This window comes from Pseudanabaena sp. CCNP1317 (assembly GCF_034931345.1).
Lineage (GTDB): Bacteria > Cyanobacteriota > Cyanobacteriia > Pseudanabaenales > Pseudanabaenaceae > Pseudanabaena > Pseudanabaena galeata.
On record NZ_JAYGIF010000003.1, the window covers coordinates 113,895 to 139,412 of the forward strand.

The following is a 25,518-nucleotide window of genomic DNA, read 5'->3' on the forward strand; positions in this document are numbered from 1 at the left end:
AAAGAGACATACAACTATGGACATCATCACAATTCTGGCTACAGCGATCGCCACTTCCACACCTTTGATTTTTGCCAGTATTGGTGAAACGATTACGGAACGCGCAGGTGTCATCAATCTATCTGCTGAAGGGACAATCTTGATGTCAGCGATGACTGGTTTTGCGGTTGCCAAGTTTTCTAATAGCTTGCTTTTAGGATTTGCGGCGGCGGCTCTAGTGGGAGCAGCGATCGCCTTAGTCGTGGCAATTGGCGCAATTACCCTCAAGCAATCGCAAGTATCAATCGGGTTTGTATTAGCATTAATGTGTAGTGATTTGTCTTCTTTTTTAGGTAATCCTGTTGTGAGAGTCGAGGGAATTACGGTTCCCAGTTTCAGAATTCCTATTTTAGAGAATATTCCCATTTTAGGGAAATTGCTATTTCAGAGTGACTTGTTAGTTTATAGCAGCTATGTTTTAATTCTTGGTTCATGGTTCTACTTCTATCGAACTCAAGGCGGATTAATCCTGCGAACTGTGGGAGAACAACCTGCGGCGGCTTTTGCGAGAGGCACTAATGTAATCAAAATGCGTTACATCTATACCCTCCTTGGTGGTGCATTAATGGGGATCGCAGGAGCCGCTTTTTCGTTGGATTTTAAAGCAGGATGGAGTCATCGCCATACGGCTGGTTATGGTTGGATTGCTTTAGCGATCGTCATTTTTGGTGGTTGGAATCCGCTGCGGGTCGCTTTAGGAGCCTATTTATTCGGAATTTTACAATCTCTAGCTAGCGTGGCTCAAAGTGCAATTCCTCAAGTGCCGACACAGGTATTTAACACGGCTCCCTTTGTACTGATGATCTTAATGTTGGCGCTGACTTCAGGCAAATGGCTCGATCTTGTAATATCAGCTTTGCCGCGATCGCTTAAACAGGGCATATTGAATATGGTCAGAACCATACCACCTGCATCATTAGGGAAAGTATTTGATCAAGACTAAATCACGGGTTGCACATTATTTTCTTGAACGTATTTTAATAGCGATCGCTCAATCTGATTGATGTTGATAGGCTTACTGATGTAGTCATTCATTCCCGCATTGATACAAGTATTGTAGTCCTCTTGTAAAGCGTCGGCTGTCAGAGCCACAATCCAAGGTCGAGTTTCAGAAGATGAGGCTTGACGAATTATTTTAGTTGCGGTCAGTCCGTCCATGACAGGCATCTGCACATCCATAAATATAAAGTCAAAGGCTGTCTGAGATGCTCTCTCATAAATAATATTTACACATTCACTACCATTATTAGCAATCTCAGCTTGACAACCTAGTTTTTGCAGCATGAGGAGAACTATTTTTTGATTAATAATATTATCTTCAACTATCAAGATATTAATGGGAAGATGCTCAAAACTAGACTTCTTCTGATTGGTTAGAAAGGAGCCAAGCTCATTAACTGGCTTCCTAGTCAGGCTTTCCTCAACTATTGGTAAGATGATCGTAAAGTAGAATGCTGAACCTTGGGTATTGTGGTTAAAATATTCCGTCCCCCAATCAGATGGAGGATTGCCACCAACATTACCTCGGCTTTCTACCCAGATTGTGCCATCCATGAACTCTACAAGTCGCTTACAGATAGCTAAACCCAAACCAGTACCGCCAAACTGACGATTGATCGAAGCATCAGCTTGGGTAAAGGGTCTAAATAGCTTGTCAATGCGATCGCTATCAATGCCTATACCAGTATCGGTGATTGAGAATCTAAATTCATAGATATTTGCTGTAATCAACTTACAACTATAGCTGACGGAAACATAACCCTGCTCCGTAAACTTAATCGCATTACCAACAAGGTTGATCAAGATCTGTCGTAGCCTTGAGCTATCGCCTAAAACTGTGGTAGGAGCATTGTTATTACTATTAATGTAACATTGCAGATTAATATTTTTTTCAAAAGCCTGTTTGCTTAAGAGTTTACAAACAGAATTCATCGTATCTTTAAAATTAAATTCTTTCTGTTCTAGCTGGAGATTTCCAGATTCAATTTTCGAGAAGTCTAGAATGTCATTAATTACAGTTAACAGAGCATCTCCACTATCCAGAATAATCTGTACGAAATTCTTTTGATCCTCTCGTAACGGTGTAACAGATAATAGTTGAGCCATGCCAAGAACGCCATTCATAGGAGTACGGATTTCATGGCTCATGTTGGCAAGGAATTCACTCTTCGCTTTGCTAGCAGCTTCTGCTAGATTCTTGGCATGGGCTAAGGCGATTTCCGTTTGTTGATGTTCAGCTAGTTCCAGTTGCAGTTGTTGATAGAGGCTTACTTGCTGGATGGCGATCGCTAGTTGGTTGGCGATCGTCTGTACTAAGACAATTTCATCATCTTGCCACAGAGATCCTTTCTGATATCTGCTTAAGCTCAAGCTACCCCAAGTTTTTTCATTGACAATGATTGGAACTAGTAGCCAAGCCCCAGAGTTTCTTTGCGTCAATTCACGATTAATTGGATCTTCGATTGTATCAGTATCATTAATTTGGACTATCTCTTTTTGTTTAAGTATTTCTGCAAAAGGATTATCTTGATCGGGAATTTCCAACCCAACACTATCGAAAACTTCTGCTTGATCTCGATAGCTCGCAATGTATTCCCAAACTCTTTTCTCAATAACAAATTTGACTATACTTGCTTGTTCTAACTCTAACAAACTAGCGATCGCATTGATTGCCGAATTGAATACGATGTCTAAATCCAGTGAGCTACGAATTGTTTGGATAAATTGGTTAAGCATCTGTTCTCGCTGAATACTCTCCCTCAATGACTGTTCAGCTAGTTTACGTTGAGTAATATCTCGGCAAATACAAAACTGGATCACATCATCATCATATTTAACAGAGTTGGCACTAACTTCCACATTACAAAACGAGCCATCCTTTTTACGATAGCAGGTTTCAAACATCGCTCTTTTTCCAGTCTTAAATTCTTGAATACCCCGCATTAATTCTTCTTTTGACCATCTCACATCAATATCATAAATAGTCAGGCTGGCTATTTCTTCCAATGTGCAGCCGATCATCGTCGCAAAACTTGAGTTGCATTCAATAATATTTCCAAGTCCATCTAAGATTACAATTCCATCAAAAGAATCATCCCAAAGCATTTTATTGCGAATTAACTCTTTCTCCAAAGCGATTTCCATCTGTTTGTGATCGCTGATCTCTGAGACAATTCCATACCAAGCAGTATCGCCGTTTTCACGACGCTCTGGTCGCAAATTAGATTGTAACCATTTAATGCCTGATGGAGTAATGATTCGCCATTCATGCTGCAAGGTTGATAATGTCTCTAGACTCAAGCCAACAGCCTCCCATAAATTTGCAATATCATCAGGATGAACCTGCTCAAAACAAAGATAGGGGTTTTGTAAGGTTTGATCAACTTTTAATTCATTGATATCCTCAAAAGCCGAGCTTAAATATTCAAAATAAGCAGAACCATCGGGTCTCTGCACAAGAATTTGGATAACTCCTGGCGATGACAATGCGATTTTTTGCAGCTTCTCCTCGCTTGATCGTAGGGCTTCTTCCGCTCGGCGGCGATCGCTTATATCACGGATAACAACGACCGCAGTATCTTCATGTAATGGCACGACCCGTACTTCTTCATAATGTAGCTCATCCTCAACTTCATAAATTTGTTCGATAGTCTGTAATTCTCTAGTAAAAATTGCTTGTCGAATAGCTTGAAGTTGATTTGAGGCAATTTCCGATTCGGGTGGTAAGATTTCTGCAATATTCTTGCCAATAGGATCAATATCAGTAGGGATCAGGTCATGAAAGGTTTTAGGACGTTTTGATTCTAGATAAACACCATCTGATGTCACCAAGTTGATTATGTCTGGAATTGCGTTAATAATTGAACTCAACTTGTGTTTACTAGACTGAAGCTCAGCGGTTCGTTGTTGAACTTGTTGCTCTAGGGAGTTATTAAGATTCTGGAGGTTTTGATGGATTTCCGTTTGTTGAATGGCGATCGCTAATTGGACAGATACTTGTTGAAGTAGGTGGACTTCCTCCTCTTCCCAATCACGATTTGCTGAGCATTGATGTACAATTAGCAACCCCCAGAGAATTTGATTATTGGCTTGATTATTAGAAATTTGATTACTTAGAGGCTGAGTTAAGAGGATTGGCACAACCACATTGGCTCGAACTTGAAAACCCTCCAACATCTGCACATGACATTTTGAAAAATTAGCACTGCGTACATCAGAATTGGTAGAAATTTGACCATTTAAATACGCATTTACCTGTTCTTTGGAAGGCTGTATGCAACAAGTTTCAGAGACAGCGTTTAAACAAGACAGCCAAGGTGGAACTACTGACTCAGCAATAATTCGCCGCTCCATATTTTCATGAAATTTGTAAATAACTGCGCGATCGACCTTGAGAAACTTGCAAACCTCTTGTACTACGATCTGACAAATATCTTCTAAATCAAGAAATTGCCGAATATTTAAAGCTATTTGTGAGACTAAGTTTTCGCGTCTATGAGATTGTTCTAGTTGCTTAATTAATGCAAACCGTTCTAGCAAACTATGAATGCTTTGTTGCAAAGAAAATTCGGTAATATCATGCTTCACCAGATAGTCATAGGCTCCCAAACGCATCGCGCTTACAGCCATCCTTGCATCTTCAGTCTCAGCCAACACGATGACGGGGAGTTTGAGATCCAGCATCTGCTCACTATTACTATTGCTTTGCGAATATTCTCGAATAGCTTCTAGAAAGACTAGCCAGTTTTCATCGGTCAAATTTAAGTCAATCAGGGTAACATCAGGTTTTTGCGATCGCCATAGTTCTAATCCTTGATTAAGGGTTTCAGATTCTAAAATACGATAGCTATTATTAGGAGCACATTCGATATAGTGACGAAACAGAATGCGATCGCTCTCAGCATCATCCACAATCAGAATAGTTTTGGCATTAGACATGGTTTGAACAAATCTGACCTGTATAAACTTGTATAAAATTTTGGGAGTTGAGTTTTTGGAGCAGAGTTTTTAATCTATATTTTTAACCCATAATTAGTGAGGCTTTACTGTATAGTCGTCAAGAATTTCTCTTCCTCGCCGAGTGAGAGTCTCAGAACCTTCGAGCATCAGCAAATATTGTCCACGGTCTAAACAACTACGACAGGAAATGGACAGGCTGCTTTTAAAAAACCAGCCATATAAAGTACCAATCACCCCTCCAATGACGATACCAATTAGTCCAGACGTTGAAGCAATGGTTAATAAGGCTTGATACCAGTCAAGATTAGGTAACTTGATGCTGAAGATCAGGTACAAGATAATACCCATTACGGTACTAATTATGCCTAACCAAAACATTCCCCGTTTGGCATAGCGCCATGTCGTGTGGGTAGGATTAAATAAACCCACACTATCGGGACTGCTATAACCTTTGCCGACTAGGGCGAGATGCTCTGGCGAGATGCCATGACATTGAAGCAATCGATATGCTTCAAAAGCTGAAGATTCGTCAGGTAAGACCGCAATCATCAGTCGAGAATGTTTTGAACGGGTGTGAGCCACAACTGATACCTGCTATCAACGGAATGTTTGAGTCAGGATATAGAGATATATCTTCCTAGATTCTACAAAATTTCAGACGATTAAACCCATTTCTTAAAGTTAAATACATTAGTTCGGGTTATAAAAATCAGTTTTTTGAAAGCTAGCCTACGGCTAGCTTTCAAAAAACTGATTTTGGAGATTCCAGCGCCGAAATCGGATTTATAACTAATGTTACGTGGGATGAAGATTGCCCTCACCCCCCAGCCCCCTCTCCCAGAGAGGAGAGGGGGAGCAAAACCCAGAAAATTCTTGTTCCCCTCGCCCTTTGGGAGAGGGGCTAGGGGTGAGGGTCTTAGAAACTTCCACGTAACATCAGTCATAATAAAAAGCGCTGCTTTTTATTATGACTGTTCATTCTAATTTGGCGATCGCCTGTTGATCGATCAGCACTTTATCTGTGAGTAAATCCCTAACCGTAGCAATTAAAACGCGCCGATCATCGATTTCAAAATTAACGGTAATGCGATCGCTCCCTAACTGTCCTGAAGGATCGAGTCGCGCTATACACACTTGATCGACTTCTGATTTTTTGCTATTTGCGGCTAGCGATCGAAAATCCGATTGTTTTAGCAACTGACTGCTGGTCATGCGTCCAGCATTGTCATAGGTAACTTCAGCCTGCGAAATATCCGCAACTTCACCAATATCCAGCCAGATTTCAGTTTGTCCTGCGATCGCCGCTTGCAAAATTAATGGCTCAGCGCGTTGACAAGGATATTTTGTCCCTTTCTCAAATAATGTATAGAAAGAATATTGATGCAGATAGGGTTCCCAAAGTCGAATCGCATAGCTATGACGTAGATGATCTTCAATCTTGAGTGATTGTCCTAGGGCTAAAGCCCCATGAGCAACCGCTTCAAAGGGTTTGCCCAACTTGACTTTAGATTTGCCGAAATAGGAAATAATCAATTGCTGCACAGCAACAATCTGACAACTACCTCCCACTAACAGAATTTGCTCGATCGCCGCTTTACTAATTCCCCGATTTAGCCCAATAGTCAGTACTTCATCAATAGCTTCACGCAATTGCTCAAGCATCTGGTTCTGCTCTAGGATTTCCATTAGCTCATCCTGACTCAGCTTGAGTTTATGGGTCACCTTATTGTGATCAATCCAATCTTCCTGCACTTCCTGAACAAGCGATAATTTGATTTTGATTTGTTCCGCTATTGCTAAAATCTTTTGCCAGCATGGTTCCCCAATCCGCGATCGCGCTATTCCTAGTTGGCGCAAAAAATACTCAGCAATCCATCGATCAATGTCAATTCCACCAATATATGCGTCTGATTTGGCGATCGCTTCAGCCTTAACAACTTGGTTCTGAGTTGCCCTATTATTGGCAATCGGCGCAGTCCTAACTAAGCTCAAATCCAACGTCCCACCACCAAAATCAATCACTAATACCAGCGCATTCGGTCGAGTAATTGCATAGCCCAAAGCCGCCGCCGTAGATTCATCGATGATTTGGAAGTTAGAAACTCTTAGTTTTTCGGCAAAGTTACTAAACCAATTGAGATAACCCTCGAAAGCACCAACGGGAACGGTGAAAATTACTTGTGTAGGTTGAAAGCCTTTCAACGCAAGACGCTGCCAGAGTTCTGTCAAGAAGATTTCGGCGATCGCTTCGGCATCATAAAACTTACCGTCAATCTCACAGGCAGGCGATCGAAAACTTGCAACAATATCACGCTTAAAACCTTGAAATAATCGTTTTGATTGCTGATTTAATTGGTGGTTTGACTGGTTTTCTAATTGATATTGCGATCTGGCTTGTTCTCCAAACAGAAATTCACCATACCCCCTCCCAGACTCAAGCACATAAACTAAACTTGGCACTAGCCAAGCCTGTCCTTCAGCAGTTGCGAAGCCCTGCGAGATCTCCTCAAATAGTAAAGTTTTGGGTAATCCAAGATCGCAATTTTCTTCTGATGCCAGAATTGCGATCGCGGTATTACTAGTTCCAAAATCAATGGCAATAACAGTCATGTTTTGCTTAACTGAGATCTTGCACCATTCTAAAAATGGGTTACAAAAAAGAGGAGATACATGAAAAAAAGGCGTAGAAATAATTTAAATAAAGATATGGGAAGCATCATTAATCTCGCCCAAAGGCTAGTTTATAGCCTTCTGCGCTTTATGCCTAGTATGTATCAAAAAGCCACAGACTGAATGTGATATTACAGCGCTTTGCCCCCAAACCTAAACCAAGAAAAAAATTTGAAAGCTTTGCAAAGCAACGCTTTCAAATTTTTTTCTTGTGGTTCGTTTGATCGGTAATTGCTGTAAATCAAGAATTGGTGGAGCGGTTTCACCGCCTCACCAATTCTCTAAAATCTGGAATGGTAATTCTTGTCCCGAATGTCTCTGACGATCAAAGATATACACTGTCCAGAAAATTAGTGAATGAGATTCACGCTACTGACGCTTAATGCGATTGATTTCAGCTTGTAGCTCGTCAATTTGACGCTTCAGACGTTCTGCTTCGCTCTCTGATTTTTTCTCCTCCGTTGGAGATTGAGCAACATCAACTGCGCCAGTCGTATCACCATGCTTATAGTTACCAGACTTAATAGTGCGATATTCTTCTGAGTCAGCCCATTCACGAATATAATGAACCCGCTCCACAGGAAATGGATGACTAAGCATTGAGCCAGCCCCAAAACCGTTGTAGAGCATGAATTTATAAATTTGATTGAGATTATCCTTATCGAGATCTTGATAAGCATCCGATTGGCGAATAAACTCAGGTAAACTTAACTCATGGGCAAAAGCAGAACTTCCACCCGATAACTTCATCATTGTGGAAAGAACTGTATCAAGTTGATCAGTAACTAACAAAGCTGCGCGATCGCTTGATAGTTCCGCTTTACGTCGCCATTCAAAAAAAGCATAAATCAAGCCACTGCTGACAATCCCCCCTAAACCAAAAGTCATTTCGCTAATAGTCGAAACAACACTCATCACCCACATCGCCATCTGGATTAAGGTTGTATGACCGCATTTAATATGTCCAAGTTCATGGGCAAGCACAGAACGAATTTCATCTTCAGTTAACAGATCTAGTAATCCTGAGTTAATTACAATATAGGGATGATCCTTCCCAAGAGCGTAACTATTAGCTACAGGATTTTGCGAAACAAATAGGACAGGCTCAGGTTGCACATCAAGATCAGCGATACATTCCCGAAATATGCGATGGATCGTCGCATATTGACGATGACTGACCTGAATACTATTGCCGATGTGATAAATCGTCTGCGGACGCTCATACATAAACTCAACAAATTTTCCCGCCACCAGATCGAAACCGGGAACACTGCGAAGAGATTGTTCAGCTTGGCGATCGAGGGGATGGCGAAAAGCTTCGCTAGAAATTCCTGTATAACGTGGCATAGTTTTTATCCGTTCGTTTATTCGCGCTTTTATCCATTCTATCTACAAAATGGTTTGCGTAGTAAGCCATCTCTCAAAGCCCAGAATCAAAAGCTTTGCTACGATTCTGGGCTTGTAAAATTTGTAAGCTTAACCCGGACTAACTTTATACCAAAACACAAAATGGCGTAGCCATTTTGTGTTTTTAAAACCCTTACTGGATTTGGTTTTTAATTCACAAAAGTATTGCTACACTTTCGTGAATTGGTATTACTTAGTAAGAAACAGTAATAGACCAATCACCAAAAAGATGATTGACCATAATAGTCCCCAAAAAGCTGGATGGCTGGAAACCTTGTTGCCATTGGTAGTAGATAGAAGTTCTAAATCCATCCAAGAGGCAATACCACGACGGAACCAACCTTTTGCAGTGGTTTCCATTCCAATCAAGCCCTGTACGCGCTTCATGCCAAAGAAGAAATTCCCTAGAGGACCCCAACGTGAAGCATAGAGCAAATACATCATGCCAGTTTTGTCCTGCAACTTCAGATCGGAACCAAACACATAACCAGCATCACCACGCCCGATCAGAGTTCCTTCCAATTGCACAGGTTGACCGCGCAGAGGACTAGCATAGGCATCGGACATGAGCGTAATCACATCATTCGCAGGAGCATTCTTAGAACTGGGGTACATGACCGCTCGCTTAAAGATCATCACAGCACCTAGTAATAGAAGTGGAATGGCAATAAATGCTCTGATTCCACCGATGCTTTTAACCAGAACCGCACCGATCGCTAAACCGAACACAATAGCGATAAATTCTGCACCATAGAGCAGGACATCTTGATAGAAAGTGCCATAGAGACGCTTCTTGTCGAGTTGCTTACCTTCAGCAACCACCCGACCCATATCAAATTCCATCGCTAGCCCTAACTGCTCAGCATAGTTACTGAGAGCGCGAACTCGCTTACCTGTGAGGGGATGGGTAGAGTTTAACTCCATCCACCAGCCCCAAGGATTAAATAAATCCCAAAGGAATAGGCGACCAACTTTTTCGGGAGAAGAAGAAATTTGGTAAGCAGTACCAGTAGAAGCTGCTGCTTTTGCGTCATAAATACCGAGAGCGCGAGTACCTTGCAGCAATCGACTTGGCTCTTTTGATGTTTCAGTCTCTTGGACAATCCCGTAAGCAATTTTGACTAAAGCACGGGATAAAGCATTAGGATTACCCGTTTGTTCCGCCGCAAAATGATCAGCAAAGTATTCTCTAGTGCGCGATAGATAGAGCAGCAAATATGTACCGACGATATAAAACCCATAGGCAATAAAGGCTGTGATCATCGCTGCATTTTCAGCACGTTCATCATTAACTTTTTTTCCGATTTCGCGAATAGTGACATAGAGCAGATAAGTAATCTGCACCAATGTCGAAGCAACGGTCATCACTGCAAAATCCCAATGCACGATATGACCAAGTTCATGGGCATAAACAGTAGCAGCTTCATCATCATCAAGATATTTGAACAACCCTGCGCTAACCACCAAACGGGCGCTATCTGGTAAAGCACCATAGGTAAAAGCAGTGGGGTTATTGTCGTCAATAATGCCAAGGCGTGGCTGCTTTAGCTTTTTGAGACTGCAAATACGCTGAATCGCATGGGCTGATTCAGGGCTGAGACGTTCGATTTCTTCAATCTTCACCCAGCGTGTGTGATAGAGCCAACCTTGGGTTAAGTCCATAATCCAAGGTGACACAAAGAAGATAATCGCATTAATGATGATTGTGACAATTACGGCAACGCCAAATCCAAGGATCGGATTGGGGCTATTGACGATAAAAATTGTGGCGGTAACTAGTGAAAATACAATCCCTACTAGTAGGGTGATCGTAATACTAGAAGCAAGGGCAAGATTACCTGCGATTTTGGCTGTGGCTAGACTTGCGCCAGCTTGAGCGGCTCGCCCTGCTTTTTGGGGAAATTCTGAGTCTGGTGCGGACATAAAATCCTCTCTAAGTTATTGAGTATTAGTCCCGTATCGTGATGTTTTAGTTGCGACATGCTCTAAAAACATACCCATAATTCAATATAAATATGATATAGCGATCGCCCTATAGCAGCACACAGAATAGCTACGCCATTTTATGCGCTTACAACCTTTACGGGGTTTATAGCAATGTAAGTTTTGCTTAATAAAACCAAAAAGATGAGTGGCGGCGCGAAGCGCCGCCACTCATCTTTTTGGTTTTGATTTGTCCTATCTATCTCTTGCGTTGCTATAGTGCCGAATAATTAAGGGGCAGCGTGAAACACTGCCCCTTAATTTCAGAGGATAAGTTTTGTGCAGTAGTCAATCAATTCATGCAAGAGTTCAACCCGAGTCTTGCCATCGTTAAAGGAGTAGACACAAAAAACCAAAACAGTATCTTTAGGGATTCAAAACTATGCAGAAAATCATTCTCAGTTGCTTTTTTAGTGCGATTTCGATCGCGATCGCATCCACAACATCAGTCACAGCAGCCAAGGCTCAACCTATGATGGGTGAGTATCTCGACAGCACTACTCTCCAAGTCATCGAAAAGATTTCTGGTAATATTGTTACCTTCAAAAACAGTGCAGGCGAATCTAACAATTACTTCGTTCCTAACTGGATGATGGACAAGTACGCGCTCAAAGTCGGTACTTCAGCTAGTCTCTACAATCGCAATATTGTTCAGGGAATCTATCGCGATCGCTATATTGATGTGATCAGTCAAGGCTTGCTCTTAAACATGAGTGCATTTTCAATTCATGAAACCGAAAGAAACTGTACTACGTTACAAAGTCCTGCCAGTGAGGGTTTAACTTCGGGTAAGCGCGTTTGGTATAAGACCGATAGTTGTCCCTCTGCGATTCCGATTGTAGGCTCTATGTCACTTTACCAACCTAGAGCGGTTACGTCCTCGACCGAGGGAGAACTTGAAGAAACTACAGTTACTGATCCTAGCGCACCAGCAATGTCTAACTAAAGTTATACCAAAAACACAAAATGGCATAGCCATTTTGTGTTTTTAAAACCCTTACTGGGTTTGGTTTTTAATTCAACGTCAGTTCGACGACAGCGAAAAATGGTAAGAATCGCTAAGCGATTCTTACCATTTTTCGCCATTTGTGTAGTGCAAAGCCCGACGCAAATGGCTATATCGAACTCACGTTAATTCTCAAAAGTGTTGCCACTCTTTCGTGAATTTGTATTGGTATAAAAAAGCCCAAAAGAGAGAGGAGTAAAGGGAAAGGAGCGCCCTCTCTCTTTTGGGTTAAACATGAATGGCTATGGATTTGACCGCATAGCGATCGCTTGATTTACCGATCGCAAATTTAAAGGACTCAGTTACAGTTTTGTTAGATTGTGTACTAAAAATAACTAGCCCTAAAACACAAAGCCCCGTGGCGATCGCAAAAATATTAGTAATCCCTACTAAGCCAATCATCTTACCCATGATTGGTCCCGCCAAAGCAATTCCCACATCAAAACCGATCCATGCCATTCCAAATACATAGCCGCGTTCTTGTGGAACTGTGCGATCGGCGAGCATGGCAACCACAGAAGGAATCACAATTCCTGCACCAATACCTTCCGCAATTCCTGACAATAAGAATGCATAGTCATGGTTAGCAAAGTAGATAATTGCCATAGACAAACCATAAAAGCAGATGCCAATGGAAATAAAAATACCGCGTCCCCATTCATCACTTAGTCTCGCCACTGGGAACCGAATAATAAATCCAGATAATGCTGCTGCCATATAAAATAAGCCTGCATTCAGTCCAATCTGTTTCTGCTGCATCAAAATTGGCATAAAAGAACTAAGCGTTCCAAAGGAAAGTCCCACTAGTAATAAAACTGTAGAAGGAACTCTAACTCTAGGATTAAGGAAGGTTTGCCAAAAGCCCAATTTTATCTCAGGTGTTGACAATTCTTGCCGCTTGCTTACTTTACCTTCAGTTTCGATTTGGGTTGTTAACAATAATCCCGAAAAGGCAAGCAATGATGCAGACACAAATAAAAGTTGATATCCCCAAGCCTCATACATCAAACCACCGATCGCAGGACCGAAGGCTAATCCCAAAGGATTGACTAAACTCATATAACCAATTACTTCGCCGCGCTTTTCGATTGGTGCAAGATCGGCAACTAAGGCACTATAACTCGAAGCAAAGGCTGCAATACTAATGCCATGTATTGCGCGAAAGAACATTAACAGTTGGATAGATGGTGATACCGCATAGCAGAGAGGGACGACTGCCGCCACAATCAGTCCAATTCTCATCGTGTACCGTCTACCCTTACGATCCGCTAGTTTACCAAGATAAGAACGACAAATAATTAAACCGATCGCAAAAGAACCCATCACCATTCCGATTTCATCAAAGGACTGCGTTAAGGTGCGGATATAAAGAGGGATCGTTGGCAATTGGGATGCCATGCTTGCCCAGAAAAATAGACCAGCCAAAAAAATCGCAGTCAGATTTTTGCGAAGGTTTGTATCAAGATTAGAAAAGGTAGCTAAAGACTGCATGATCTGAATATGACCATTAAAATATATAACCCAAGCTATTTGTGAGAATTCCAATTGATGGAACTTCCGACAAACAACTTGGGCTGCGATTACTTATTTAAGATTATCTCTTAAGCTCTAGAGTAGAGGTATCAAGCGATCGGGTGAATTAGTTCGCAATCAAAAGAGTTGCAAAGCAACTCCTTTGATTTAGTTCTAGTATTTAACTGGAGCTGAAGAACGATCGCGATCGCCAGAACGAGTAGGACGACGAGAGTCATATCCACCCTCACGACCACCGCCGCCTGAACGACCACCGCCGCCATCTCCACGATAACCACTTTGACCACGCTTGATTGGTCTACCACTGTTGTAACCACCGCCATCGCGATCTCGTCCACCAGAAGGACTGTGAGGTTGCTTAGCCAAAACTTGCAATGCAGCTTGTTCAGCCTTATCAGATTGCAGTTGAGTATAGGCAAGTTGTAAAGCTGCGGCAGCGATCGCTTGAGGATCATAGTCCTCAACCAATTGCGATACCAAAGGTAAGAACGAAGCCAAACGCTCGCCAGACAGAGCCTCTAGAATTTGCTCAGTGAACCGACCGATGCGACGCTCTTGAATCTGAGCAACATTAGGCAATGGCTGAGGAGGCAAAGGCATTCCCACTTGCTGTTCCAATTGACGCAACTTGTAGCGCTCTTTTCCAGAAATCAGAGTAATCGCGATTCCCTTTTTGCCAGCGCGACCAGTGCGCCCAATACGGTGAACATAGCGCTCAGGATCATCAGGAATATCAAGGTTAAATACGTGAGTCAAACCATCAATATCCAAACCACGGGCAGCAATGTCAGTTGCAACAACCCAACGTACTTGTTGGTTACGGAAGCGCCGCAGTAGATTTTCGCGCTGAGACTGAGAGAGGTTGCCGTGATATTCATCAACACTGTGACCAGAAGATTGTAGAATCTCAGTCAGACGGCTTGCCGAATCCTTAGTGCGTACAAAGATAATTGCTGAAGTTGGAGCTTCGTATTCCAATACAGGTAACAGAGCCTCTTCCTTAGTCAAATGATAAGGAACAAGATAAATCTGTTGATCAATACGGGTAGGAGTAGAATCTTGAGTCTCCACCTTGACAGTTACAGGAGACTTCAAGAAATTCTTGACTAAGCGCTTTACCGCAGGAGGCATAGTTGCCGAGAAGAAAGTACTTTGTTTAGTAGAAGGAGTGGTTACCAAAATCCTTTCGACATCTTGAATGAAGCCCATATTGAGCATTTCGTCCGCTTCATCCAAAACAAACCAAGCAAGATGCTCTAGTTTTAGCTTCCCACGTTCCATCAAATCAATGACACGTCCAGGAGTACCAACGACTACATGGACACCACGTTCCAATTGAACCATTTGGCGACTGATGTCAGATCCACCATATACAGTGAGAATCTTTGCACCAGGTTTGGTGTTAAAGCTACGTAGCGCTTGACCAACTTGAATAGCCAATTCACGAGTTGGAGTTAAAATCAACGCCTGTAATGAGTCGTTGGTCAAGTCTAAGCGCTCTAAAATTGGCAGAGCGAAAGCTGCTGTTTTACCAGTACCAGTTTGAGCTTGACCAAGTACGTCTGCTCCTGCGAGCAGTTGAGGAATTGCTTGTTCTTGAATAGCTGTAGGCTCTGTAAAGCCAATCGATTCGAGCTTAGCAACTCGTGCTTCAGAAATACCGAGAGAAAGAAAAGATGAGGGCATGGATGATCCTAAGATTTGCAGCAAATTTGTTCTACGAACAGTTCGCCTATTCTGCCAATCGCACGGGATAAACAATCACTAACAAAGCCGAAGGACATCTCTGCCCTAAATTTTAAGCGGTTTAAAAAGAGCTTTTCTATGAAAACCTCAGCTTCCAAAGATTAGATTGCTTTGGATAGTCATGCAATGGGAGAAATCAGCAAAATGAAGTTAATTATTTCTAGTATAAACCTATGTTAAAGATTGTAAACAATCTTTTAGTGGATTTATGTCTATGGTATGGGTGTAAAAGAGTTGATGATCTACTCTGAGATAGCATTTCAAGATAAATTAGTCGTCGCCTAAAAGATGTTGTCTGGATGCATCTAATTTTTTCCAGAGTTCTTTGATCTGTTGATAAGCTTCATTAGGCGAAATCTTACCACCAGTTTCTAAAGCACAAATGATTGAAATACGATTAGTAAACTCTTGCAGATTAGCATCAAAGGCTAAATTTTGCGGCGTGAACTCACCTCTAAAATTAGAGATAGGGTTCAAGAAGCTCTCTTTATCAAGGTTAGACATCTAGATTTAGCCAAAGGGTATAGGCTGGACAGGTTGAGAAGACCTCATGATCGCAGACGTAGAAAACTGTAGGGAAAAGCGATTATTCTGCAACCTGCCCGATTATTTCGGGTCGTCAACAAAACGTTGTAAGACCGCAAGCCCAAAGTGACTAATCCTGAATCGTTATCCGAATTAAATTATAGCAAAGATTATTTAAGCTCCCAGTGCCATGAGCTACTTAAACACCTTTAGTTGCTAATGCTCGGAAAACGCTAATTTATCATTGGTTAATTACTATTAGTTTGTAGCAGTAACTTTTTTGAGGGCGACAGCGAGCTTTGTTTTGCGACGCGCACCTGTGTTGCCATGGAGAACTCCACGCTTGACAGCACGATCTATCTTGCTATAAGCCAAAGACTGTTTAGCATTAACTGCTTCTAGGGCTTCAGGAGTTGGATTTGCCTTGTAGGCATCAACTGCTTCTAAATAGCTTTTCATTAAAGTCTTGACGGCTGACTTATATGATTTATTATGCAGACGGTTACGCTCAGCGATCTGAATGCGCTTTTTTGCGGACTTGATGTTTGCCACAGTTTATTCCTTTAGCGAAATGACATGGTTTAAAGCATTTATCATCGTAACATTTTGATTAGATTTTGCAACTATAAAACCAATTTACTTTTTAATTGATTTTTAATTTGCCTTGGGATTGCTGTTCTGGATTGTGACTTTCTTAGATCTCTATGTTGACTAATCTCACCCTCAAACGCCCATGACCTACCTGAATTTTGTTTCTTTCTTTGGCATTTTTGGCTTGTGCTTTATAGCTTGGATCTTTTCAGAAGATCGCCGAGTTATTCCTTGGCGAGTCATTATCTGGGGCATTGGCTTGCAATTAGTACTGGGATTTCTAGTGTTTCAGCAGCCCCAAACGAGAGAAGGGTTGCAATGGTTTAGTGATTTGCTAGATGGTATTTTTGCCTCAGCAGATCGCGGTGCGAGATTTGTGTTTGGCCCCTTACTTGTACCACCAACAGGAAGAGAGCCTTATGTGTTGTTGCCCATCAATCCTGACGGTACTTGTCCGCCTGGGCAGGTGTTATTAGACGACTTAACTAGCGTAGCAAATGCTGCCGCAAGCTACTGTACAACTAATCGTTTGTCCTATGTGTTTGCCTTTCGAGCTTTGCCTGCGGTAATTTTCTTCTCAGGATTTATGGCTCTGTTAGAGAATATCGGCATTATCCAAAAAATTGTGGATGTTTTTGCAAAGCTATTTTTCTGGACAATGCGCTTAAGTGGAGCGGAGTCCTTAAGTGGTGCGGCAAATATTTTTGTGGGAATTGAGGCAGCGATCGTGGTCAAGCCTTATTTAGCAAAGATGACTCGTAGTGAACTATGTGCGATTTTAGCTTGCTGCTTTGGCACTGCGGCTTCTTCTACCTTGGCGATTTACACTAGTTTTTTGCGCCCTGTTTTTCCAAATATCTTAGGTCACTTGGTTTCAGCTTCGATTATTGCGATCCCCGCTTGTTTTGTGTTGTCAAAAATCCTTGTGCCTGAAACAGGTGTACCTCTGACGATGGGTGGAATACCCAAGGAAGATAAGTCTAAGAAACCAGATGAAGATGGCGAACTCGAAAATGCGGGTGGCGAAACCATGAAGCGGATGAGTCCCATGGATGCCACAATTATTGGCGCTTTGGATGGCTTGAAAATGGCGGCTTCGATCGCCGCTATCTTAATCTTGATCGTGGGTTTAGTCGATTTAATCAATCAACTTTTTGCTTCGCTTGCCACTGTCAGCGATATTTTCAAGGTAGTTAACCTGCCAAACATCCAAGGGGCTTTATTTTATCCTTTGACTTTACTGACGGGTGTATCACTTGATGATTCTTGGACAGCCTCGGTCATCATCGGTCGGCGCTTGCTAGAGACAGCGATCCCACCCTATCAAGCTCTAGCTCAAGCCTCAAAAGATGGATTAATTAGCGATCGCACCGTGATTATTGTTAGCTATGCTTTATCAGGCTTTGCTCATTTAGCCTCTGTGGGAATTTTCGTAGGTGGCACGATCGCCTTGATTCCTTCTCGTCGCCGCGATATTTCTGATCTGGGTTGGAAGGCTCTGTTTGTAGGGACTTTGGCAACTTTGATGATCTCTTGTATTGCGGGTGTATTTGACGATGGCAGTCCTAGCATTTTAGGGGAGAAGAAAAAAGCTGAACCAGCACAGGTTAAGCCTCAAACACCAGCTTTACCGACTTCCCCACCTAAAGCTACCCCTAGTCCTTTAAGTCCTTTACCAAATAATGCCATTCCTTCGCCTAGTGCATCACCTAAAGCATCACCTAAAGCATCACCTGCTTTACCAACCACACGTTAAAAAATAAAAGCCTTGCAATGCAAGGCTTTTATTAAAAAAAAGGAGCGCAACGCGCTCCTTTTTTTAATCACGATATTGCTGCAATTCAGACTTTAGCTGAGCAATTTCGGCGCGAAGGTTATCAATAGTTTCTTGCAACTCATCGGGTTCAATATCACTATCATCGGTAGTAATGTTTCCCTTTTGTTGTTCGGCTTTTTCTAAGACGGTTTCGACGAAAATACGAATCTGTTCCCGTTGCTCGGCATCAAATTTACCTAAAGCGCTAAGGGCCTCAGTTACAGTTTCTTCAATGCGATCAATTACAGCCTCAGCCGTGGCTCTACCAATAAAGAAAGCGTCTAATGGTGATTTGCTCATGTTTTTTAATTATTGGGCTTAATTATTTTGAAGCTGTTTGTTTGATATCTACATCATCATAACAAACCTGAAAAGCATAGACAGTACATCAGAGGCTATATGCTCTAGAAAGGTGCTTTAATTTTAGGCTCTTTGTAATCTAACTCCTTCAACTTCTTAAGAATACGGCTAAAGTAGTCCTGCATATAGGCTTCAAGAGTAGTCATATCTTCTTCTTCCAAGCCAAAGATTTTGTAAGTTTCCTTCATGTCAGCATCAAGAGGAATGCCACTAGCGAGAACTTCGGCATAGGTCATGCGCTCCGCAAAACTCCAACCCCATTCAAAACCCAGAGCAACCTTACGCGCAAAGCGTAATAATCCAAGGGGCATGTTGGCGGTTCTGCGGGTACGCCCTGACATTCTTTCGCAAAGTTTGATAATTTCACTGGGTTGCCATGCTTTGGACCCAGCGATCGCAAAGGATTGACGCTCAGTTTCTTTAACAGTCAAGGCGCGAATAGCAAACTTGGCGATGTCTTGAGTGTTCATATAAGCGATCGGTGAGGATTCGCCACCAATCCAGATTGTTTGATTTTCAAGGATGGGGATCGCATATTCACCAATCAGGTTTTGGAAAAATCCACAGGGCTTGAGGATGGTGTAGTTAAGATCGGTAGATGCTAAAAATTTTTCGGTGCAGTATTTAATGTCCATAAGGGGGACGTTAGGATATTTCTCGGCGTTGAGAATTGAGAAAAATACGAATCGCTCAACCTTAGCGCGTTCAGCAGCTTGGATCAGTGAGACTTTACCGAGCCAATCTACATCTCGAATTCTGAGTGATCCCGTGGCACGAGTTGTGGCTGCGTCAATAACTTCGGTAACCCCTTCTAATGCATCATCCAAACTTTGAGGATTATTCAGATTGCCTGCTACTAAGTCGGCTCCCCATTCTCTGAGGAAGTTTGCTTTTTTGGGATAACGAACAAAACATTTGACTTTCAGCCCCCGATCTAGTGCGTGACGGGTGATTTGACGACCTAATGTACCTGTCGCACCAACGATCAGTAAGCTCATAAAATTTTTTTATTAAATTGACTTTGTAAACATATATAAATCTAACAGATATTTGGTGACAACTTTTGGTAAGCAATATCAGCGATCGCGATATCTATCTATAGACAGTAAAAACCAAAAATAGGAAAGTGGCGCTTTGCACTGCCTCCCTATTTTTGTGTTCTTTCCTGTCTAATTAATTTGTAAATGAATATTACAAAAATACTGGCTAGCAAGAAGAATTATTGAGAACCAGCAACGACCTTAAGTGGCTGCTGTAGTCTAAAAACTATATAGGTATCAGAATTTTTTATTTAACAGTCGGTATTTTCAAAATGTATAACAAATCCACTAAAGATCCAGTAGTTGCCGCAGTTACAGCAGGTTTAGGAGCAGGTGCAGTTGCTTGTTTTAGTGTCAGCCAAGGACAAAATGTTCTGGTAGCGATCGGTTTAACTGTTTTTGCAACTACAGTTGCTTTAATTGTCGATCGCTTGTTTTTTAACTAAAATCAATACCCATGAATAAAATAATAGAGGCATGCAAAACATGCCTCTATTATTTTGAATTAGCGAATTTGTATCTATAGGAATAGCTGGGAAATTGAGTACTGAACTTAAAAAATTTGTAATGTGGGGCAGCTATTGCGATAACGTCCTCGAAAAACGTGTGCCCTTTCGTCAAGCCCATCTTGATAATCTTAAAGCCTTACATGAGGTTGGGACATTGCTAACAGTGGGACCTACCCAAGATGTGACCAAAGTATTTGCAGTATATGTCGCGACTGATATGGCAACAGCAAGGAATTTGGTAGAGTCAGATCCCTATTGGCAAAATGGCATTTGGACAGATTACGAAATCCATGAGTGGATTCAGGTTTACTAAAGAAGAAAAGGGCGCTTTGCGTCCTTTTCTTCTTTAGGATTCTTTAGGATCAGGATCTTCGTCATTGCTACTTGCCACAAAATGATTGAAAAGAATTCTGCTAGTACCTGCGATCGGTGGGGCAATGATTGCGCCTACTACCCCAAAAATCTCGGCTCCCACAATAATTGAAAGCAAAAGCTCAAAGGGATCGAGATTTAAGTAAGGCGCAACTAACCAAGGCTGAAGAATAAAAGCCTCGATTTGTTGGAGTGCAAAGCAAATAAATAGGGCGATCGCACCTCTATTAAAATCCACACCCCAAGCCGCAATAAAAATCGCGACTAGCGCCACTAGCCCACCGATATAAGGAATTAAATTAGCGATCGCCACTAATAGCCCTAAGGCTCCTGCATAGGGAATTCCAAAAATAGAGAGCGTTAAATATGTGCAGAAACCAAGCAAGCTAGATGTGCCAACTCTTCCGACCACATAGGCTCCCAGACATCTAGTAATTGGCGGGATAAGAATTTCAACCTGTTGGCGAATTTCCTTAGAAAAAGGACGTAAGCACCTTCGCACCAGACTATCGGAATTGATCACCATATAAGCAGCAATCAACATACTTAAAATACCCAAGCCGATCGCATTGACAATTTGTAAGGTAAACACAAAAGTTTGACCAACAAGGTCTTTGCCAAAATTTTGGGCTTGATCGATTAATGGCTGCGTTTGTAAAATGCGCCTGAGTTCATCTGGGCTAAAATTTAACAGTCCGCCTTTAGGCAATTGAATTTGCTCTAATAAGTTTGGTAACTTAATAAAAAATTGCCCCAGTTCTAAAATAATCTGCGGTGCTGGAGCGATCGCTAAAACGATCACTACTAATAAGAACAAATAGAGTGTTACCACAGCCCACACTCGATTTAAGCCAAATTTCCAGCGATTAAACCTAAAGCGAAAACGGGATATCTGCTCAACGATTGGTGTAATTGCTCCTGCTAAAAACACACTAGTTAGCAATAATTGCAAAGTTTGTTGTAATCGGAAGGCAAGATAAATCGCAACAGCAATGATGACAATGCGCTTTAGATATTTACTAAAAAAATTTCTGCCATTTAACACAGTTGGCTCTTGTCTTCTCAGAATTACAGTTTATTGAGGCTTTCGCGTAGTTCAGAGATATTTTGAATGTCGGCGCAGAGCGCCGACATTCAAAATATCTCTAGGTTTTAAGTCAGCGCAGAGCGCTGTATTCTTTAGGCGGCTTCAGCAGACTTGAAACTTTAGCAAAGAACTTGATTTCTTGCTTAGTTTATGTGACTGACCGTTATCACAAGAAAGCATCGCTTCCGTCCACCTCTACATATAATTACCATAGCAAGCCACTCAATTACTAAAAATTTCACATGAACTATGGGTATGAAGCGATCGCGATCGGGCGACGTATTTTATTAGAACTGTTTCGCACATATCGTACTTTACTCTTGTGGGTGATCTTTCCCATTTCCATGCTGTTACTAAACGGGTTTGTCTTAGCAGAAGGTTCAAAAATCACGACGGTTGAATCCTTTAAACTAGCGGCTCCTGCGACTTTAATTGGCTCAGCATTGTTTTTTAGTTGTCTGGGCGGCACGATGTCCACGATTGTCTCCGAGCGCGAAAGCCTCACGATTAAGCGTTTATTAATTTCGCCGATTAATGGGATTTCTTACTTTCTCGGTATTTTCTTCGCCTATGCAGCGATCGGGATTGGACAAACCTTAATCATTTATACGATTGCGGCATTTTGGGAAGTACGTTTTAGTGGCTCGATCTCTTTGGGGATTTTCGTGATTTTGGCAAGTATTGGCTCCTACGTGGGAATGGGGTTTGTAATTGCTACAAAATTTGCGCGGAAAGTCGAGGATGTTAATTCTTTGGTTGCAGGGGTAGGCGTACCGTTATTAATTTTAGGTGGGGCATTTTTCCCAACCACTTTTTTATCAAAAGATTTACTCTTGATTACCCAATTCAATCCTGTCTATCACATGAGCGAAGCATTTACGGCTCTCTCCACTGATAGCAAAACTCTCACCAGCCCAGAAATGATCATACATTTCAGATTTTTGATAGGCTTCTTTGTCGTGGCGATCGCTTCAGGTTGGCTGACCTACAAACGCATGTTACAAAATGAAAGTCACCTATAGCTATAGTCCTGTATAAGTACAAATTAAAACCAAAATAGTGTGAGGCGGCGCTTCGCGCCGCCTCACACTATTTTGGTTTTATGTCCTAAGTAGCTAGGCATAAGTAAACTAAAAACCTAGAAAGCTGTCCCGCCCGCGTAGCGGGCGGGACAGCTTGTGGTTTTAGGGTTTAATTATGGTGAGCTACTTAACAAGAATGGCGAAAACTATATAAAGCAAAAAACAGAAAGAATGCTATGCATTCTTTCTGTTTTTCTGGCATTAAGTTGCTATATTAAGCACTTCAATAACTTAATCAGGCAGTAAATCCTTTTTAAAAGCACTTTATGCGTGAACTATATCCAGCGATCGAGCCATATAGACAGGGAATGCTCAAGGTTTCCAATTTACATACCATTTATTTTGAAGAATCAGGAAATCCTCAAGGCAAGCCCGTAGTAATTTTGCATGGTGGTCCTGGAGGAGGGAGTCAACCACTTTATCGCCAATATTTTAATCCTGACTTATGGAGAATTGTCCAATTTGACCAACGTGGTTGCGGCAAAAGTACTCCCCATGCCGAACTTATCGAGAACAGCACATGGCATTTAGTTGAAGATATTGAAACTTTGCGTAAATATCTCAACATTGATTGCTGGGTTGTCTCTGGGGGCAGTTGGGGCAGTACCCTAGCACTTGCCTATAGTGAAACCTATCCTGAATATTGCCAAGCCTTAATTTTGAGGGGCATTTTTATGGTGAGGCGCAAAGAATTAGAGTGGTTTTATCAAGAGGGGGCAGGTTATTTTTTTCCTGAAGCTTGGGAACAATACGTTGAGCTAATTCCCATTGATGAACGTCACGATATGATCGCTGCTTACTATCGCCGCCTCACTAGTGATGATTGTCAGGTGCGATCGCAAGCAGCCCGTGCTTGGTCAGTTTGGGAAGCCAGTACTAGCAAGCTCATCCCAGACCTAGAGCTAATAGCTCGCTTTGGCACAGAGGACTTCGCCGAAGCCTTTGCGCGACTAGAATGCCACTATTTTATGAACAAAGGCTTTTTCATGTCAGAAATGCAACTTCTAGAAAATATTGATCGCATTCGCCATATTCCCACAACTATCGTCCAAGGTCGCTATGATGTGGTCTGCCCAATGTTTACAGCTTGGGAACTGCATCAGGCTTTTTCTGAAGCTGAGTTTATTGTTGTGCCCGATGCAGGACACTCCATGACTGAGGGGGGTATTCGTAGCGCTTTAATTGAAGCGGGCGATCGCCTTGTCCCATAAAAGCGCTCCCATAACCTGATACGTAGCTAGTTGTAGCAGGTGCAGACTAAGAACAACTAACGAGTAACATAATGGCGGAAAAGAAACACGTAAAAACTAGCATTAGTATCATTACTCAATTTTACCCACCAGACTATGCAGCAACTGGTCAGTTTGTATATGACTTAGCGGGGGCTTTAGCTCAAGAAGGATTTGAGGTAAGTGTGTTTACGGGGATGCCTGGATATGCGTTTAACAAAACAGATGTCAAACATGAGGAGATTGATAATGGTGTGTTTGTTCGACGCACTGGATCTATCCACCTGATGTCTAAGCGAATTCGCAACAAAATTTTTGGCAGCGTCCTATTCTTAGCCCGATGTGTAGTGAAATTTCTCAGAAAAGACATTCGTGGCTCCCATCTTGTATTAACTTCAGCACCGCCATTTTTAGGATTAATTGGATGGTTTTACAATAAGGTTTTTGGTCATACCTATAGCTGTATTATTTACGATATTTACCCTGAAGTGGCTGTGCGCTTAAAAGTAGTTGCTCATAATCATTGGGTCATCAAATTTTGGGAATTCGTCAATCATAAGGTTTGGGATCGATCTGAATCATTGATCGTTCTCAGTGAACCAATGAAGGAGCTATTGATCAAGAAGCACAAACATCTCGCAGACAAGATTCATGTTATTCATAGCTGGGCTGACCCTAAATTTATTACTCCACTTGGCAAATCAGCAAACTGGTTTGCCAAGCAATATGGATTAACTGATTGCTTCGTTGTGCTTTATTCAGGTAATTTAGGGCGTTGTCATGATACTAAAACCATACTCACATGCGCTCAATTACTGATCAGTCGTACTGATATCAAATTTGTATTTATTGGCAATGGTGTTGGTTCACACATTATTAAACAGGCGATCGCTGCTGGACAATTGCCCAATGCGCTGCAATTGCCCTACCAAGATCGCGAAGTTTTACCATACTCATTAACTGCCTGCGATCTCTCGTTAGCAAGTATTTTGCCTAATGTTGGTGATACGATCGCCCCATCCAAAATATATGGCATGTTAGCTGCTGGAAAACCTGTGGCTGCAATCTGTCCTATGGATAATTATTTGCGAGAAATTGTGGATGTGGGTGATTGTGGAGCTTGTTTTGAGAATGGCGATGCCCAAGGATTAGCCGATTATATTTGCTGGCTTGCATCAAATCCTCTGTTACAAGACAAACTGGGCAAGAATGCCCGAAAACTACTAGAACGCCACTACACAATTGATCAAGCTATTCCCAAATATATACATGCTTTAAAACTAAGAGATCACTGTCTAGATTCGGTCGATCAAAATCAACCAATTTTTCATAAAATTTAACTAACGCGAACGAGAAGTCCCGCACTCTATCCGTTTACAAGGATGAGTGACGGGATGAAAGTGAGCCAGAAACAAATTGAGCGATTCTCGAATCAATAGAAGTTATCTATGCTATAATTAGCTTATCAGTATTCTACAATCTTGATAAATGTATAAGGCGTACAAGTACAGAATCTATCCCACAAGTGAGCAAGAAACCTTGCTTGCAAAGTCTTTTGGCTGTG

At 41.8% G+C, this 25,518-nt stretch carries 21 protein-coding genes; 9 read left to right on the plus strand and 12 right to left on the minus strand.

Going from position 1 to position 25,518, the window contains the following annotated elements; all coding sequences use genetic code 11:
- Positions 1–16 precede the first annotated feature (16 nt).
- Positions 17–982: an ABC transporter permease gene (locus tag VB775_RS02185; RefSeq protein ID WP_281005758.1), complete on the plus strand. Its 966-nt coding sequence runs from the start codon at positions 17–19 to the stop codon at positions 980–982.
- On the opposite strand, the gene VB775_RS02190 is transcribed toward VB775_RS02185, so the two are convergent.
- The 5 genes from VB775_RS02190 to VB775_RS02210 form a co-directional block, all read right to left on the minus strand.
- Positions 979–4,977: a GAF domain-containing protein gene (locus tag VB775_RS02190; protein WP_281005759.1), complete on the minus strand. Its 3,999-nt coding sequence runs from the start codon at positions 4,975–4,977 to the stop codon at positions 979–981. The two genes, VB775_RS02185 and VB775_RS02190, sit on opposite strands and share 4 nt — an antisense overlap.
- Positions 4,978–5,070: 93 nt before the next feature.
- Positions 5,071–5,580, minus strand: coding sequence for a hypothetical protein (locus VB775_RS02195; protein ID WP_281005760.1), 510 nt, complete (start codon positions 5,578–5,580; stop codon positions 5,071–5,073).
- A gap of 393 nt (positions 5,581–5,973) precedes the next feature.
- The gene (locus tag VB775_RS02200) at positions 5,974–7,608 is read right to left on the minus strand and encodes an Hsp70 family protein (protein ID WP_281005761.1); all 1,635 of its coding nucleotides are present in this window, start codon (positions 7,606–7,608) and stop codon (positions 5,974–5,976) included.
- Between the two features lie 429 nt (positions 7,609–8,037).
- The gene (locus VB775_RS02205; protein ID WP_281005762.1) at positions 8,038–9,015 is read right to left on the minus strand and encodes a M48 family metallopeptidase; all 978 of its coding nucleotides are present in this window, start codon (positions 9,013–9,015) and stop codon (positions 8,038–8,040) included.
- A 249-nt stretch (positions 9,016–9,264) separates the two neighbouring features.
- Positions 9,265–10,998 carry a M48 family metalloprotease gene (locus VB775_RS02210; protein WP_281005763.1) on the minus strand — a complete coding sequence of 578 codons (1,734 nt, stop codon included), beginning with the start codon at positions 10,996–10,998 and terminating at the stop codon, positions 9,265–9,267.
- 442 nt (positions 10,999–11,440) lie between these two features.
- Here VB775_RS02210 and VB775_RS02215 point away from each other — a divergent pair, with 442 nt between their 5' ends.
- Complete coding sequence (locus VB775_RS02215) at positions 11,441–12,004, plus strand: hypothetical protein (protein WP_281005764.1); 564 nt, start codon at positions 11,441–11,443, stop codon at positions 12,002–12,004.
- A gap of 288 nt (positions 12,005–12,292) precedes the next feature.
- On the opposite strand, the gene VB775_RS02220 is transcribed toward VB775_RS02215, so the two are convergent.
- From VB775_RS02220 to rpsT, 4 genes are all read right to left on the minus strand, one after another.
- A complete protein-coding gene (locus VB775_RS02220; RefSeq protein ID WP_281005765.1) occupies positions 12,293–13,609 on the minus strand; it encodes an MFS transporter in 1,317 nt (438 codons plus the stop codon).
- 141 nt (positions 13,610–13,750) lie between these two features.
- A complete protein-coding gene (locus VB775_RS02225) occupies positions 13,751–15,283 on the minus strand; it encodes a DEAD/DEAH box helicase (RefSeq protein WP_281005766.1) in 1,533 nt (510 codons plus the stop codon).
- A gap of 330 nt (positions 15,284–15,613) precedes the next feature.
- Positions 15,614–15,847 (minus strand): hypothetical protein, encoded by a 234-nt coding sequence (locus VB775_RS02230; RefSeq protein WP_281005767.1) that lies wholly within the window; start codon positions 15,845–15,847, stop codon positions 15,614–15,616.
- Positions 15,848–16,126: 279 nt separating this feature from the next.
- Positions 16,127–16,420, minus strand: coding sequence for a 30S ribosomal protein S20 (gene rpsT, locus VB775_RS02235; RefSeq protein WP_281005768.1), 294 nt, complete (start codon positions 16,418–16,420; stop codon positions 16,127–16,129).
- A 181-nt stretch (positions 16,421–16,601) separates the two neighbouring features.
- Here rpsT and VB775_RS02240 point away from each other — a divergent pair, with 181 nt between their 5' ends.
- A complete protein-coding gene (locus tag VB775_RS02240; protein WP_281005769.1) occupies positions 16,602–18,215 on the plus strand; it encodes a nucleoside transporter C-terminal domain-containing protein in 1,614 nt (537 codons plus the stop codon).
- 63 nt (positions 18,216–18,278) lie between these two features.
- Here VB775_RS02240 and VB775_RS02245 read toward each other — a convergent pair whose 3' ends face one another.
- On the minus strand, positions 18,279–18,575 hold the full coding sequence (locus VB775_RS02245; protein WP_281005770.1) for a DUF6825 family protein: 297 nt from the start codon (positions 18,573–18,575) through the stop codon (positions 18,279–18,281).
- Between the two features lie 104 nt (positions 18,576–18,679).
- Positions 18,680–19,633 (minus strand): NmrA family NAD(P)-binding protein, encoded by a 954-nt coding sequence (locus VB775_RS02250; protein WP_281005771.1) that lies wholly within the window; start codon positions 19,631–19,633, stop codon positions 18,680–18,682.
- Positions 19,634–19,947: 314 nt separating this feature from the next.
- On the opposite strand from VB775_RS02250, the gene VB775_RS02255 reads away from it, so the two are divergent.
- Both VB775_RS02255 and VB775_RS02260 read left to right on the plus strand, forming a co-directional pair.
- Positions 19,948–20,121 carry a hypothetical protein gene (locus VB775_RS02255; protein WP_281005772.1) on the plus strand — a complete coding sequence of 58 codons (174 nt, stop codon included), beginning with the start codon at positions 19,948–19,950 and terminating at the stop codon, positions 20,119–20,121.
- A 121-nt stretch (positions 20,122–20,242) separates the two neighbouring features.
- Positions 20,243–20,497 carry a YciI family protein gene (locus VB775_RS02260; protein WP_281009414.1) on the plus strand — a complete coding sequence of 85 codons (255 nt, stop codon included), beginning with the start codon at positions 20,243–20,245 and terminating at the stop codon, positions 20,495–20,497.
- A gap of 33 nt (positions 20,498–20,530) precedes the next feature.
- On the opposite strand, the gene VB775_RS02265 is transcribed toward VB775_RS02260, so the two are convergent.
- Positions 20,531–21,601: an AI-2E family transporter gene (locus VB775_RS02265; protein ID WP_281005773.1), complete on the minus strand. Its 1,071-nt coding sequence runs from the start codon at positions 21,599–21,601 to the stop codon at positions 20,531–20,533.
- Between the two features lie 284 nt (positions 21,602–21,885).
- Between VB775_RS02265 and VB775_RS02270 the strand changes: the two genes are divergently transcribed.
- The 4 genes from VB775_RS02270 to VB775_RS26325 all read left to right on the plus strand — a co-directional run.
- Positions 21,886–22,665 (plus strand): ABC transporter permease, encoded by a 780-nt coding sequence (locus VB775_RS02270; RefSeq protein WP_281005774.1) that lies wholly within the window; start codon positions 21,886–21,888, stop codon positions 22,663–22,665.
- A gap of 326 nt (positions 22,666–22,991) precedes the next feature.
- A complete protein-coding gene (gene pip / locus VB775_RS02275) occupies positions 22,992–23,936 on the plus strand; it encodes a prolyl aminopeptidase (protein ID WP_281005775.1) in 945 nt (314 codons plus the stop codon).
- A gap of 71 nt (positions 23,937–24,007) precedes the next feature.
- Complete coding sequence (locus VB775_RS02280; protein ID WP_281005776.1) at positions 24,008–25,294, plus strand: glycosyltransferase family 4 protein; 1,287 nt, start codon at positions 24,008–24,010, stop codon at positions 25,292–25,294.
- 148 nt (positions 25,295–25,442) lie between these two features.
- A partial coding sequence (locus VB775_RS26325; protein WP_416235808.1) for a helix-turn-helix domain-containing protein occupies positions 25,443–25,518 on the plus strand: 76 nt, incomplete at its 3' end.